Genomic DNA, 13,602 nt, shown 5'->3' with positions numbered 1-13,602 from the left:
AAAGTAGTAGTGAGAAATGCCTCTTGACATTTGATAAACCTAAACGTAGCCTAAAACAATTTACTGTTTATTTATGACATTTGTTCAATTACTTAATAATCAATTAGATAGTTTACACTTATTAAAACACCCATTTTACGAGTCATGGAATGAAGGTAGCTTAAGCCTGCAGGCTCTGCAAACCTACGCTAAGGAATATTATCACCATGTTGCTGCTTTTCCTCGTTATATCAGCGGTATACATTCCTTGTGTCCGAATTTGAAAATGCGGCAAGTTTTACTTGGTAATTTAATAGAGGAAGAACAAGGCGACGAGAATCACCCAGAATTATGGCAGCGTTTTGCTGAAGGACTGGGAGTAGCACGTTCAGAACTTTGTGAAAATGCACAAATTAAGGAGACACGAGAATTAGTTGATGGTTATTTTGACATTGTAAAATCAGATTTTGCAGCAGGTCTTGGAGCTCTGTACGCTTATGAACGTCAAACTCCAGAGGTTTCTAAGTCTAAAATTGAAGGTCTGAAAAAACACTATTCAATAAATGATGAGCGTTCTCTCAAATTTTTTACCGTTCATATGGAAGCTGATGAGTGGCATTCTGAAGAATGTGCAAACCTTATTGCAGATTTAAACGAAGAAGAACAAGAGAAAGTTATGCAAGGCGCTGAAAAAGGAGCAAAACTCTTATGGGGTTTTCTTGATGGCATGATGAATGTTGATGTTTGTCATTAATTATAAGTAGATACTAAATTCAGTGGTAGCATGTAATCTTCTTATATCTGATTTACGGCTTTGGGTTCATTTGGGATGTAGTGCAGAAGAGAAGTTTTCTCCCCAATTGGTGAGTATTGACGTTGATTTCACTTTTAAATCTCCTCCTTCAGGGCTTACAACTGATCAACTTAAAGATACTATCTGCTATTTGGAAGTAGTGCAAAATATTCAATCTCTTGTTCAGGGCAAGCAATTTAATTTAATCGAGCATTTAACTCATGAGATATACAGAGCCATTAATAACCTTTTGCTGCGAAAGAAGCATATTATTTCTTCTGTCAGGGTGACTACTCACAAAATCGCACCACCAGTTCCTGGTGTGCATGGGGGCGTTTTTTTTACTTACTGTAATGAATTGCAAGAATGATCTATATTTCTATTGGATCAAATATAGGGAATCGCCTTTCCCATTTACAAAGAGCTACTGAGTTACTAAAGAAGCGCTATTTAAAAGACTTAAAGTCTTCGATCATTCTAGAAACTAAGGCTATTTTACTAAATGGTGCTCCACCTGATTGGAACAAGCCATTTCTCAACATGATTGTCTATGGAAGTTGTTCTTCTTCTCCTGAGGATCTACTAAAAGGCTTAAAACAAATCGAATGTGATATTGGTCGTCCACAAGTCTACGAAAAATGGGCACCTCGTGTTATTGATTTAGATATTTTGTTATGGGATGATCTAACGCTTGATATACCTGACCTTAAAATTCCTCACCCAGAATTAGTAAATAGACCATTTTTGCTCCACTTGATGGCAATGGTTAACAAAACCTTTGCTTTCAATGTTCAAGACTGTTTTTCAAAGAGTTTTACGCTTTCACCAAAGCTTATGGGTATCGTCAATATTACCCCTGATTCATTTTCAGATGGTGGTCTTTATTATGATGCGAATCGAGCAACCAAGCAGGCATTGCAGCTGGTATCAGATGGTGCAAGCATAGTTGATCTTGGAGCTCAATCAACAAGGCCTGGAGCTTCAATAAAGACGCCAGAGGAAGAGTATGAACGTCTAAAACCAGTACTTGATAATCTTAGCGACTATATGAAAAATGGTGATATTGAAGTCAGCATTGATAGTTTTTGGCCAGACGTTATTTTAAACGTTTTGAAGCACTACAATATTGCCTGGGTAAATGATCAGAAGGGAGATCTGAGTAGTAATACCTTAAAAGAAGTTGCTAGCAGTGGGTGTAGTGTCGTTATTATGCATTCACTTTCGATACCACCACATAAGGACAATATTATTCCACATGACACTGACCCAATTGATATCATAAATAATTGGGCAGAGAAGAGCATTAACAAACTACTAGGACTGGGTTTTGATGAAAATTCAATAATTATTGACCCTGGTATTGGTTTTGGCAAATCTATATATCAGAATATTCAGATTTTACGCAGTATAGAAACTTTACAAAATTTTGGCTGCAAGGTTTTAGTTGGCCATTCCAGAAAGTCATTTATTTCCTCTTTTTCCATAGAATCTCCCTCTAATAGAGATTTAGAAACAATTGCTACATCTGCTATACTGCAAAATAAGGTTGATTTCCTTAGAGTGCATAATGTACGCGACCACATGAGATTTTTTGTAGCCCAAGCTGTCTTAAAAGGATGAAGATTATTGGAATTATGGCTGTTGACCCTAATGGGGTAATTGGAATAAATAATGATTTGCCCTGGCGTTGTCCAAGTGAGTTTAAACATTTTTGTCAAGTGACCGACAAACAAATTATTGTGATGGGAAGAAAGACATTTGAAACCGTGCCTCAAAGCATACTAAAGAATCGTACACCTATTGTTTTCTCCCGTAACAAGTGTTTTAATAGAGGTCCAAAATGTACTGTTGTCTCTTCCATGCAAGAATTTCTGTCAATTCAAAGTAGTTCTCAAGTCTTTGTGATTGGTGGGGCACAAATAGCACACCTTTTTTTAGAGCATAACCTAATCTCAGAATTTATTATAACTGAAATTCACAAGCCCTATAAGGGTGATACATACCTCAATTTAGCATTTTTTGATGGATGGAATAAAACTATTCTCGTCAGAACAGAAGACTATACTATATTCAATTGTATCCGTTCAGCAGAGTAGTAAAATTATTAGCGTAAAAGTAATCAGCCTTTCTTACCAACAAAAACCTAGCATAACTTTTGTGCTCAAAAGATTTCTGGATTCCAGCATCAAGTGCTAGCCTGAAGCTTTAGCTATAAATATTAAGAAATTTACCAAACGAAGAAAAAAGGCAGAAGAATCCTCGTGTGACGAGTTTTATAATGTAAATTGGCGCTATAATAATGTTCTAACAAGCGCGTTTTGGCTGAATGTAGAAAAAATAAAAAAAGCCGCTATAATTTTTGTGTAATTTGCCAATAAATATTTGAGTTTTTTACTGATTTTGTGATTGAGCCTGCAGGTCAAAAATAAGGATAAATACTCTTAGTATCATAGTAAAGGGAATGATGAAATTTGTAAAGTAGTTTTCACTCAAATGACGCCCAGGCAAAAACTATATGGTTATGCAAAAAATCTATTTTTAAAACTGTTAATATAACATAGAAAAAACCTCACCTTCATTAATAATAGATTACTTACCAATTGGGTAGTCACCAGTGAAACAAGCATCACAATATTGCGGTGTAGCATTGTTACGTTTTTCTGCTTTAACAGCTCTGTATAGCCCATCAATACTCAAAAAGGCTAAGCTATCTACTCCTATACTTTCCTTTATCTCTTCTATAGATTGAGTCGCAGCAATTAAATCTTTGCAATCTGGTGTATCTATTCCATAAAAACAAGAGTGCTTAATTGGTGGACTTGAAATTTTGAGGTGAATCTCTTTTACTTCTGCATCCTTTAGCATAACTATTATATTTCTGAGCGTACTACCACGCACTATACTATCATCTATTAAAATTATGTTTTTGCCTTTCAAAGTGTGCTTATTAGCATTGAATTTTAATTTTATTCTAACTTTACGTACTTCAGCGGTGGGTTGTATAAAAGTTCTTCCTATGTAATGATTACGAATTATCCCCAGTTCCATAGGTAATCCTGAATGCTTTGCATATCCAATAGCTGCAGGTATTCCAGAATCAGGTATTGGTACAACCATATCTACATTGTTTTTTGGTGGGCTCTCTTCTGCAAGTATTCTTCCTATTTCTTTTCTTATATCATATATGGACCTCTTCTCCATTATGCTGTCTGGTCTCGAGAAGTAAACGTATTCAAAAATACAAAAACTTGATTTTTGCTGTGGGAAAGGAAACATTGAGGCTAGCTTACTATCCGAACTGATGGTAACTAATTCGCCTGGTTCTATTTCTCTAATAAACTCTGCATTTATTATATCAAGAGCACAAGTTTCAGATGCAAGAACGTAAGAACCGTTTAACTTTCCTAAAACAAGAGGCCTGATTCCAGATGGATCACGTACTCCAATAACTACTTCTTGATTGATTGCCACAAAAGAATAAGCACCTTGTATTTGCTTTAATGCATATATAAAACTCTCTAAAAAGCTATCTTTTTCACTGCTTGCTGTCAGATGCACTACTACTTCTGTATCAATATCTGACTGAAAAACGCACTCTTGTTTAATTAATTGTTCGCGTATCGGAGAAATATTAATTAAATTACCATTATGTGCTATGGCAAAATCCCCAAATTTGCCACTTTTGCCAAACATGGGCTGCACTCCAAATTTACTACCACTTGTTGAGTATCGAACATGACCTATTGCACAATCCCCAGGTAAGGATTTCTTTATTTCATCTATATCATCAAATACACTGCTCACTTGGCCTTGAAAGTGATAAGAGTGCAGCTTATCGTTGTTACTGGTTACTACGCCAAAAGACTCTTGACCTCTATGCTGCAAAGCGTGGAGAGCAAGTATAGAGTTAAAAGCAGCACTTTGGTTATAACTTATGCCAAATACCCCGCACTCCTCATGTACTTCATCAAGCATGAAAAATATTAAATAAAGCCTGATTGTACTTTAGTAGAGGCAAAGTACAAGAATTTTATTTGTTAATCCCTTTCAAAGTTGAAGCTTTCTACGGTAGTTTTGATGTATACCAGAAAGTAGGTTATATGCAATTAACCAATTTTGAGATTTTTGACAATTTTTTAGCACTGAAGAGAAAAAGATATTTTTATTGACTTATCTATGTATTGAAGTAATCACTAAAAAGTTTTAGTGGTTATGGTATATAATATGTCTAAGCAAGTAGGTAAACAAGGTGAAAGTAATCTTATTTTAGAGCCTGAACAGTTCTCTAACAGCTTCTTCAATAGTCAACAGAGTAGTTCATCAAATCCAAAATTACCGACTATAAGTCGTAAAGATAGGCATATGGATTTAATCAAGAAAAGGTACTCAAAAAACAAAGATGTTGCAGAATATCTAAGAAGTTATGACTTTATTAAAAGAGCAGAAGAATTGTCAATAATTTATCTTTTTGAGCGAGACTCATCTTCTACGAAATTGCAAATACCATTGATTACAGATGAACAAATTCTAGTTAAAAAATTTTGTGATGAGATGATAAAAGGTATAACAGAACACGATGAGCAAGAAAGCGTTTTAAAGTACATGGAACGCATAATAGAGGGTTATTTAAATCAAGGAATAAGATTAAACTCATATTACGGTAAGGATAATAAGACTGTAACAAATTTTATATTTGAAAAAATGGAAGAATTAATTAATCGCTTTCATGCAAATCCACACAATTCAACTACAAAAAATATCATACAAAAGATCACTCGTAATTTAGTGTTAAAAGGTGGGGTAGAAAAAGGATTATCTTTTTATAGCGATATTGAAGGCGGATATTACGGCTCTAATTATTTAAATGATCTTAACGAACAATGTAAGAGTAAGAAAAAAATGCTAGAGGGTCTAGCATATGAAGGTATTGTGAAAGAAAATAACAAGCAAATTGATAAATATGATCTTGAAGTAGAAGTAGATAATAAATATTTTTATATTAAGTATCCACAAGGTAGTATTGTTGAAACTGCGAGAACTTTAAATAATGAAAAAGCTAAGGATTTAGAAGTTGGCATATTTCAGATTGAGGAAAGTATAGTAAAAGTTGAAATTACAGAAGATGGAAAAAGAAATTACACAGATATCTTAAAAGGTGGTATTGAAATATTTTTTACTACTAAAATAGGAGAGATTAGTATTTATCTACGGAAAGATGGTAACAAAATGGTAGTAGAAATTGATGAGAAAAGCAAAATAAGGTTTAGCAAGTTAGAAAACAAATCAAGCTTTGGAGGGAATTGTCTTATACAGGGGAAAAGTGTTTTAGAAGTTATGGGCAAGAGTTTTGAAAATATTCCTGAGGAGTTAACTCAGACTATTAAAAACGTTCCATCTACTAGTCTTATGCAAACATGTTTACAACAACAAGAAAACTCTAATAGGGAATTAAATTAATGTATTTTTAGGATAATAATTAAGAAATTAATTATAAACATTCATACGCATTCGATTGTAGTAGAGGATATGGGGCAGCAATTAGCACAAGAACTAAAGGCAAATGTGGTTGGTTGTCAAATAGTGATTGATTAAATCAATTTAGAGAGGTAAATAGCAGCTTTGCAGCTTGTTTTTATGAACAAAGATAAAACGTTGTAGCCAAGTGCGCTTTCGGCATTGTGCTGAATTGCAATATCTCTGTGCTCTAATTCCTCATCGCGAAATTTACTTATAGTTTCTCTTAATTCCCCATCTTCTAAATGTAAGACTTGCTCCTTGTAGTGCTCTCCGATCACTTCTTCAACTGCAGCAGTGCAAGCCATAGCGGCTTTTTTACCCATCATGGCAGTTACAACACCAAGTGATACCCCTAAAGCACCCCAAACTGGCAACAAAACAGTAGGACGAACTCTTTGCTCCTTGATTTTCTCATTAAAATAGTGGAAATGTTTTTTTTCCTGCTCCTCCATTTCAATTATTTTGTCAATTATGGAAGATTTTTTAAGAATAAATTTTTGACCGGAATAAATGCAAATGGCTCCATATTCGCCAGCATGATTTACTCTAATTGCTTGTTCTAAAAAATTTCCTTTCAATTTTTTTATATTGCTTTCCAATGTCTCCTCCCTTTATTTCTGCATTAGTACTACTATAAACCAACATATTATAGAGTAAATAAAATTCCATGCGTGCATTGCACCAACATTGTGATTACAGGAACTCAAGCAGCTATAGCAACGGCAAGAGTTACTTGACGGACTCCGCCATTCTCCTTAAAATAAGGGTGAAGATATATTATTTATCTTCAGTCTGTGCAGATAAAACGACAAAAAGCTCAATATACTTGATGTTTAATTTTTTGCACTATGTGCACTCTATGTCTTTATAAAACTTTTACCCACATAAGCTAAAATGCGCTTATCAAAGCATTTAATACAATGAAAAACGCCAATTAAAAAAAATAGGTAGTAGCTGATAGATTTTCTTTTGCCTTTTTCTCTGTTTAGTAAATTTTTCAATATTTAATGCAATTAGCCGGCACTGGGATGACAACGAGTAGTGAGCTAAACGTCCGTGTGGTTATTAGTATTATCAAGATATTCTCTAATCTTCTTTAAATCTTCCCAAGCTAAGCGTTTTTGTGCTGGTTGACGAAGTAGATAGGCTGGATGAAATATAGCGGCTGTGGTAATTGCATGAGATAAATATTGGTTAGTATAAGTATGAAATTTGCCACGCAAGTTCGATATAGTCTTTGTGTTATCAAGAAGGCTATAACATGCAATTCCTCCAACTAAAATTAGAATCTGCGGTAAAACAAGAGCAATATGCTTCTCAACAAATGGTCTGCACATATCAAGCTCTAGATCAGTTGGTTTTCTATTACCTGGTGGACGCCAAAACACGGTGTTGCTTATATATACCTTAGTGCGGTCCAGATTAATTGCACCGAGCATCTTATCGAGCAGCATTCCGCTTGCACCACAAAATGGTATGCCTTTCAGGTCTTCATTTGCTCCTGGTGCTTCACCAATAAGCATGATTTTTGCATTCGGATTACCATCAGAAAAAACAGTATTAGTTGCAGTTTTTTTTATTTCACAACCCTCAAATGACTTAACTGCACTTCTTAGTTCATCTACACTACCACATTCACTTGCAAGCTTCCTTGCTTCAATGATCCAGTCACTTGGGAACATGGCTTTTTTCTGCTCGATGACAGAAGACTGTGCAGCTCTCTCATTTTCCACTTTTTTTTCCTCTTCACCTTCAGTTAGCGTGCAGTCAACACCCACTTCATGATAGAACTTCAACAATTCTAGATCTTCATTGTTCATAGTGCCTCTTAACCTTTTGAGCTTTTTTCATAGCCATATCGTACTTCAATTTAGACAAATGTCTAACGTATAATATACCATTTAAATGATCTAACTCATGCTGAATACACCTTGCAAGCCAACCACTAGCTTTTAGCGTCTGTTCTTCGTGATTTAAATTTTTATATTTCACAGTTAAATATTTTGGACGCTTAATTTCATGGCTTTGCTCTGGAATTGAAAGGCACCCTTCTTTGAGAATTACTTGTTCACCCGATAATTCTGTAATTTCAGGATTAATCATGCAAAATTTGCCAGTTGATTCATATCCTGCTGGCCCATCTTCAGCCTTCTCTGGCTGAACGTCCATGACAAAAACTCTCTTCATCACTCCAATTTGCACTGCAGCAAGGCCAAGACCATCTTCATGGTACATAGTTTCGAACATGTCGTTTACTAATTCTTTAATTTTATCGTTTATATCTGTTACTTCACTGGCACGTGTAGTTAACCTTTCATCAGGGGCAATTACAATTGGCAATTTAGACATAAAATTAAAATTTTATGTTTTATTTTTTCCTTTGTACAGTATTTTGGGTATATTAAAATGTTGCTGTATTTTTAATAGAAATATAAATTATTAAAGGAAGCTACAATTTGAATGGAATTGTGTCATAAGGTCAACTAATGTACTCTGCAGTAATAATAAAACCAAAGCGAAATGTTTTTGCCGTTTTAGACGTAGGTACAACAAAAATTATCTGTCTCATTGTTAAGATCAATAGCAACTTCAGCTATAAAATAATAGGAACGGGTTATAAAAGTGCAGAAGGTATAAGCGGTGGATCAATAACTGATGCAAAGCATGCAAGTTACTCTATTTCATCAACTATAGGTTTAGCTGAGCAAGTATCAGAAGAGACTATAGATCAGATATATGTGAATGTAGCCGGATGTGGAGTCTCATCTTTTAACGTATATAACGAAATTATTGCAGCTAATCACGAAATTTCAGACCGAGATATAAAACGTGTAGTCTTTCAGACGTTTGAGAAATATATCGAAGAAAATGTTATCATTCACAATATACCACTGAAATATCACTTGGATGACATGACTGATATAAAAGAGGTTGGTGGATTGTACGGAAAAAGACTATCTGCTGATGTTAATGTCGTCACTGCTTCGCGTCCAGCGCTTACCAACATTGAAAATTGTATAACTAATAATAGCGGGATAAGTATGGCTGGTTGTATTGCTTCCGCATATTCTGCAGGCCTTGCCTGTCTAAGTGAAGATGAAAAAGAGCTAGGAACTGCCATTGTTGACATAGGGGGTGGGTGTACTGCAATTGGAATTTTTAAGAGAGGAAAGCTTATATACACAAGCAGCATTCCAATTGGTGGCATTCACATCACTCGAGATATAGCTTATGGACTATGCACAAGTATAGAGCATGCTGAACGCATAAAAATACTATACGGTAGCACTGTCGTAACTTCAATAGATGAGAACGAATATATTACACTGCAAAACAGTGAAAATGATGAACCGACTCGAGTACCCAAGTCCGAACTTATTGACATCATAAGACCTAGAGTTGAGGAGATATTTGAACTGGTAAGAGAACAATTTCAAGAACAAAAAGATCCAATCAATAAAGTAGTGCTCACAGGTGGAACCAGTCAACTCACAAGCATGAAAGAGATTGCAAGCTATATATTCAACAAACAAGTCCGCATTGGATGCCCTGAGTCTCTCAGTGGCCTTGATGGCGAGTATGATAAAAATCCCGTATTTTCTGCTGCCATAGGCTCTATCAAGCTAATAGTTGACACTTTTTATAAAAATAACTCTGGAATCCTCGGTCAAGATGGTAAAATGAGTAAATTGTATAATTGGGTTAAATCGAAAGTCACGGTTTGATTTTACCAAATAAAGTTTTGATATCCGTCAAAGGAAGTATAAAGAAAATTATTTCAAGATTGATAAATTGATTCGTGATCATACACCTGAAATTATGCGCTCCCATGGAATGATTGTTTATGATATGGTAATGGAAAAAGATGAATATGCTGAACGTCTCATTCTATGATAAAAGATAAAACAGGCTGGATCCCAGTGGGCTTTGTTGCATCGCTCAAGTGAAAAGAACTGGCAGTTACTGACAAAATTCATTATAAAACAGCCATTTATAGCTCTTTTCATAATAGTCCGAAAAGCTTATAGAAAAGCGGAATCAACAGCATGACGAAAAGATGTGAATAGAGGGATGTTTTTCCTAGCTCTGTTTTTTATAGCAAACCAATGATGCTCAATTTTGTTAAAATCGGGAGAATAAGGCGGTAGATATAAAATTTCTGCGCCAACTCCTTTAGCAAATCTTATTAGACTTATGAAAAGTAGCATTATCAAGGATAACAGTTTGTCCAGGTTTCAAAATCGGTGTCAGAAACTGCTCAAACCATTTATTAAAGATATCCATATTACAGTGGCCTTCAAATGTTAACGGAACAACTATTTTTCTGCCGTTTAAGGCTGCAATCATACTGATTCGTTGAATTTTTTTACCAGATTTTAGAGCATAAAACCTCTGTCCCTTCTGGCAATATCCATAACTCGGTGTTATCAATGCCAGACTCATCTATATAAACTAAGTTTTGAGGTTCTTTTGTTGCTATAATTTTCAAAAATTCAGCGCGTTTTTCTTCGTTTCTTTCTTTGTATCCATATGTCTTTTTTTGCGTGTGAGTCCAATTTTTTTAAGAGCTCGATGGATCGTTGGGATACTAACATTGCTCCAAAGCTTAGCCATTTCCGATACCACCATATTTTTTAGCAAATTCAGTAAATTTATTCCAGTCAGTAATTTTGTGATTATAACCTCCATTTCCAAGTTTTTTTGACTGAAAATCTCCTGTTTCTTTTCTTCTTTGCTGCCACTCCCATAACGTAGTTCTTCCAATTTTAAATCTTGCTGCCACCGTTTCCCTGCTTTCTCCTTCTTCTAGTGCTTCCATTGCTTTTTTTATAACTATATGCTGCTGGCATCCTTACCTTCACTACTATAAAACCTTATTTTACCTCGTTTGGACTATTATGAAAAGAGCTATACTTTTAGAGTTTATTTCTTGCTCGTTTACAATATAATGAGTTCTTATAAAATCTATGCATGTTTGATACCCTGACCGAGCATTTCTTCCTTCGTCGCCATCTTTAGGAGCTTCTAATAGACAAAGCAAATTATTGAGTGGAAGTTCTAAAATAATATTCTCATCAATATCACTGCTTTCATAAGCTGAATTAAGACTTGCTCTAGGTTCTGGAAGATTTTGCAGTTCTGATGCTAGAGTTTTTGATGAGTATTTTTCTTGTGTAATCCCTGTCACTACTAGTACCTTAGTGTTATTACAGTATACTGTTAAAAAAAGATTTTTGCAACTTAGCACTAATTTTTCTCAATCTAAAATATTTTTCAAAACAAACCTCTCTCTACTGTCAAATTAAATTCTTTTATTGACTTGTTTACTCTATCTAAATTGTTGAAAAATACCCTATATTGTAGAGAAATAGAGAGTATTGTTAATAGATTATGTAAAAATATGGAGTTTTTATGGGTAAACATTTGAAGTGAAATACCGTGTTTATTTGAACGGTGTTTAGCGTATTTTTGTATTTTAAATTTTGGCTAAAAACTCTCCATTTAATGGGCGATGACAGTGCCGACCCCCTCGGTGTAAACGAGATGCTCTACCAACTGAGCTAACCGCCCTTTTCTTGTTTGTGGATTGGTGGAGGCAAGCGGGATCGAACCGCTGACCTTCTGCGTGCAAAACAGATGCTCTACCAGCTGAGCTATGCCCCCAACTTTTGCTTAAAGCATAAATCACTCAGGCTGAAATGCAAGAAATATTTATTTGTGAGGCTATTGCTAAATAGTGCACAAATTCTGCATTTATGTATAATTCTCTATCTTTTTAGAGTTGTACGTCAGCTTTACCAAATGAATCTTTGAATTAACAAGAAGTTTTCCTTCAAAAATTTTTAATTAAATTATCACTAATACAGTACATTATATAATTTATTTAACCACACATGAAAATTTTAGTTTGATTAAAATGGATAAAAACTATATTACTGTTTAGTATAGCTGAAAAATAAAATGATCCCGTAGCTCAGCCGGTAGAGCAACTGACTTTTAATCAGTGGGTCACGCGTTCGAATCGCGTCGGGATCACTTAGAATCTTAAAAGCATGCTAAAAGAACAGGACAAAATATTCACAAACTTAAATGGTAAAGAAACACCACTACTTGAGGGTGCAAAAAAACGTGGTAGTTGGCAAAAAACAAAGGAATTACTGGATTTAGGATCAGAAAAAATCATTGATGAAGTAAAGAAATCTGGCTTGAGAGGTCGAGGGGGTGCAGGATTTTCTACTGGCCTTAAGTGGAGCTTTATGCCTAAAAATCCTCCAAAAGCATATTTAGTAGTCAATGCAGATGAGTCAGAACCTGGTACATGTAAAGACAGAAACATATTACGATATGAGCCACACAAGCTACTTGAGGGAATTCTTCTGGCTGGCAGAGCGATCAGCGCATCAGCTGCGTATATTTATATCAGGGGTGAATTTTATAATGAACATTTAGTTCTAAAAAAAGCACTTGAGGAAGCCTATAAAGAAAACTTAATTGGAAAAAATGCCTGCAAGTCAGGTTATGATCTTGATGTGTTTATCCATAGGGGTGCAGGAGCTTACATATGTGGGGAAGAAACAGCTCAACTCGAATCCATTGAAGGAAAAAAGGGCTTTCCTCGCATGAAACCTCCATTTCCCGCAGGTGTTGGACTTTTTGGCTGCCCCACTACAATAAACAACGTTGAAACTATATCTATGGTTCCAGATATCCTAAATCGCGGAGGAGAGTGGTTTGCATCTCTTGGTAAACCAAATAATACTGGCACTAAGGTCTTTTGTATTTCAGGGCATGTAAATAATCCATGTAATGTTGAAGAAGAGCTAGGAATTTCACTACGTGAATTAATTGAAAAATATGCAGGTGGAGTGCGAGGAGGTTGGGATAACTTACTTGCTGTAATACCTGGTGGGTCTTCAGTACCATTAATTCCAAAATCTATATGCGATACTATTGAAATGGATTTTGATTCATTGAGAGCTGTACAATCAGGGCTTGGTACTGCTGCTGTGATAGTGATGGATAAATCAACTGACATAATAGCTGCAATAGAAAGATTATCACATTTCTATATGCATGAGTCCTGTGGGCAATGTACACCATGTCGTGAAGGTACTGGATGGATGTGGAGAATTATGAGAAGAATGGTAGCAGGAAATATTAAACCTGGTGAAGTAGATAAGCTACTTGACCTTACAACTCAAATAGAAGGACATACAATTTGTGCGCTTGGCGATGCTGCAGCTTGGCCAGTGCAAGGGCTAATCAGACATTTTCGTCATGTAATTGAAGATAGGGCAGTAACTTAACTTACA

The 13,602-nt window shown here is 35.2% G+C and carries 12 protein-coding genes, 3 tRNA genes and 1 pseudogene; 8 read left to right on the top strand and 8 right to left on the bottom strand.

The genetic code is table 11. The annotated features are described in order from the left end of the window. Nucleotides 1-73: 73 nt before the first annotated feature. From OOK82_RS04800 to OOK82_RS04785, 4 genes are read left to right on the top strand one after another with little or no spacing between them, the layout of a single operon-like run. Nucleotides 74-733, top strand: coding sequence for a CADD family putative folate metabolism protein (locus tag OOK82_RS04800; RefSeq protein ID WP_052264774.1), 660 nt, complete (start codon nt 74-76; stop codon nt 731-733). A gap of 22 nt (nt 734-755) precedes the next feature. Beyond that, the gene (locus OOK82_RS04795) at nt 756-1,142 is read left to right on the top strand and encodes a dihydroneopterin aldolase (protein ID WP_143689820.1); all 387 of its coding nucleotides are present in this window, start codon (nt 756-758) and stop codon (nt 1,140-1,142) included. After that, nucleotides 1,139-2,392 carry a dihydropteroate synthase gene (gene folP, locus OOK82_RS04790; RefSeq protein ID WP_264704519.1) on the top strand — a complete coding sequence of 418 codons (1,254 nt, stop codon included), beginning with the start codon at nt 1,139-1,141 and terminating at the stop codon, nt 2,390-2,392. The genes OOK82_RS04795 and folP overlap by 4 nt, the downstream gene beginning before the upstream one ends. Then, the gene (locus tag OOK82_RS04785; RefSeq protein WP_264704518.1) at nt 2,389-2,868 is read left to right on the top strand and encodes a dihydrofolate reductase; all 480 of its coding nucleotides are present in this window, start codon (nt 2,389-2,391) and stop codon (nt 2,866-2,868) included. Before folP ends, OOK82_RS04785 begins: the two co-directional genes overlap by 4 nt. Before the next feature lie 493 nt (nt 2,869-3,361). Here OOK82_RS04785 and purF read toward each other — a convergent pair whose 3' ends face one another. Continuing rightward, entirely contained in the window at nt 3,362-4,747 is a 1,386-nt protein-coding gene (purF, locus tag OOK82_RS04780; protein WP_264375095.1) for an amidophosphoribosyltransferase, read from the bottom strand. Between the two features lie 249 nt (nt 4,748-4,996). Here purF and OOK82_RS04775 point away from each other — a divergent pair, with 249 nt between their 5' ends. Then, the gene (locus tag OOK82_RS04775; protein WP_264686876.1) at nt 4,997-6,229 is read left to right on the top strand and encodes a hypothetical protein; all 1,233 of its coding nucleotides are present in this window, start codon (nt 4,997-4,999) and stop codon (nt 6,227-6,229) included. Between the two features lie 131 nt (nt 6,230-6,360). Here OOK82_RS04775 and OOK82_RS04770 read toward each other — a convergent pair whose 3' ends face one another. The 3 genes from OOK82_RS04770 to def form a co-directional block, all read right to left on the bottom strand. Beyond that, nucleotides 6,361-6,888 carry a demethoxyubiquinone hydroxylase family protein gene (locus OOK82_RS04770; RefSeq protein WP_007302313.1) on the bottom strand — a complete coding sequence of 176 codons (528 nt, stop codon included), beginning with the start codon at nt 6,886-6,888 and terminating at the stop codon, nt 6,361-6,363. Between the two features lie 447 nt (nt 6,889-7,335). Then, nucleotides 7,336-8,109 (bottom strand): uracil-DNA glycosylase, encoded by a 774-nt coding sequence (locus OOK82_RS04765; protein WP_064085643.1) that lies wholly within the window; start codon nt 8,107-8,109, stop codon nt 7,336-7,338. After that, nucleotides 8,099-8,638 (bottom strand): peptide deformylase, encoded by a 540-nt coding sequence (gene def, locus OOK82_RS04760; RefSeq protein ID WP_064085644.1) that lies wholly within the window; start codon nt 8,636-8,638, stop codon nt 8,099-8,101. Before def ends, OOK82_RS04765 begins: the two co-directional genes overlap by 11 nt. Before the next feature lie 137 nt (nt 8,639-8,775). Here def and ftsA point away from each other — a divergent pair, with 137 nt between their 5' ends. After that, nucleotides 8,776-10,014 (top strand): cell division protein FtsA, encoded by a 1,239-nt coding sequence (gene ftsA, locus OOK82_RS04755; protein WP_264704517.1) that lies wholly within the window; start codon nt 8,776-8,778, stop codon nt 10,012-10,014. A gap of 297 nt (nt 10,015-10,311) precedes the next feature. Here the strand turns inward: ftsA and OOK82_RS04750 are convergent. The 4 genes and pseudogenes from OOK82_RS04750 to OOK82_RS04735 all read right to left on the bottom strand — a co-directional run bounded on the left by OOK82_RS04750 (nt 10,312) and on the right by OOK82_RS04735 (nt 11,953). Further along, nucleotides 10,312-11,139: pseudogene (locus OOK82_RS04750) on the bottom strand (IS630 family transposase). Between the two features lie 29 nt (nt 11,140-11,168). Then, the gene (locus tag OOK82_RS04745) at nt 11,169-11,477 is read right to left on the bottom strand and encodes a hypothetical protein (protein ID WP_264704516.1); all 309 of its coding nucleotides are present in this window, start codon (nt 11,475-11,477) and stop codon (nt 11,169-11,171) included. Between the two features lie 318 nt (nt 11,478-11,795). Then, nucleotides 11,796-11,860, bottom strand: a tRNA-Val gene (locus OOK82_RS04740). A gap of 17 nt (nt 11,861-11,877) precedes the next feature. Continuing rightward, nucleotides 11,878-11,953, bottom strand: a tRNA-Ala gene (locus tag OOK82_RS04735). A gap of 299 nt (nt 11,954-12,252) precedes the next feature. Between OOK82_RS04735 and OOK82_RS04730 the strand changes: the two genes are divergently transcribed. Continuing rightward, nucleotides 12,253-12,325: transfer RNA gene (locus tag OOK82_RS04730), tRNA-Lys, on the top strand. A 17-nt stretch (nt 12,326-12,342) separates the two neighbouring features. Further along, a complete protein-coding gene (gene nuoF / locus OOK82_RS04725; RefSeq protein ID WP_064085745.1) occupies nt 12,343-13,596 on the top strand; it encodes an NADH-quinone oxidoreductase subunit NuoF in 1,254 nt (417 codons plus the stop codon). Nucleotides 13,597-13,602 lie beyond the last annotated feature (6 nt).

The organism is Wolbachia endosymbiont (group B) of Apotomis betuletana (assembly GCF_947250475.1).
Lineage (GTDB): Bacteria > Pseudomonadota > Alphaproteobacteria > Rickettsiales > Anaplasmataceae > Wolbachia.
This window is presented reverse-complemented; position numbering and strand designations above follow the sequence as displayed.

Bases quoted from the DNA above. Each gene is read 5' to 3' on its own strand.
- OOK82_RS04800 (WP_052264774.1), top strand. From the start codon at position 74: ATGACATTTGTTCAATTACTTAATAATCAATTAGATAGTTTACACTTA.
- folP (WP_264704519.1), top strand. From the start codon at position 1,139: ATGATCTATATTTCTATTGGATCAAATATAGGGAATCGCCTTTCCCAT.
- OOK82_RS04785 (WP_264704518.1), top strand. From the start codon at position 2,389: ATGAAGATTATTGGAATTATGGCTGTTGACCCTAATGGGGTAATTGGA.
- purF (WP_264375095.1), bottom strand. From the start codon at position 4,747: ATGCTTGATGAAGTACATGAGGAGTGCGGGGTATTTGGCATAAGTTAT.
- OOK82_RS04775 (WP_264686876.1), top strand. From the start codon at position 4,997: ATGTCTAAGCAAGTAGGTAAACAAGGTGAAAGTAATCTTATTTTAGAG.
- OOK82_RS04765 (WP_064085643.1), bottom strand. From the start codon at position 8,109: ATGAACAATGAAGATCTAGAATTGTTGAAGTTCTATCATGAAGTGGGT.
- def (WP_064085644.1), bottom strand. From the start codon at position 8,638: ATGTCTAAATTGCCAATTGTAATTGCCCCTGATGAAAGGTTAACTACA.
- ftsA (WP_264704517.1), top strand. From the start codon at position 8,776: ATGTACTCTGCAGTAATAATAAAACCAAAGCGAAATGTTTTTGCCGTT.
- nuoF (WP_064085745.1), top strand. From the start codon at position 12,343: ATGCTAAAAGAACAGGACAAAATATTCACAAACTTAAATGGTAAAGAA.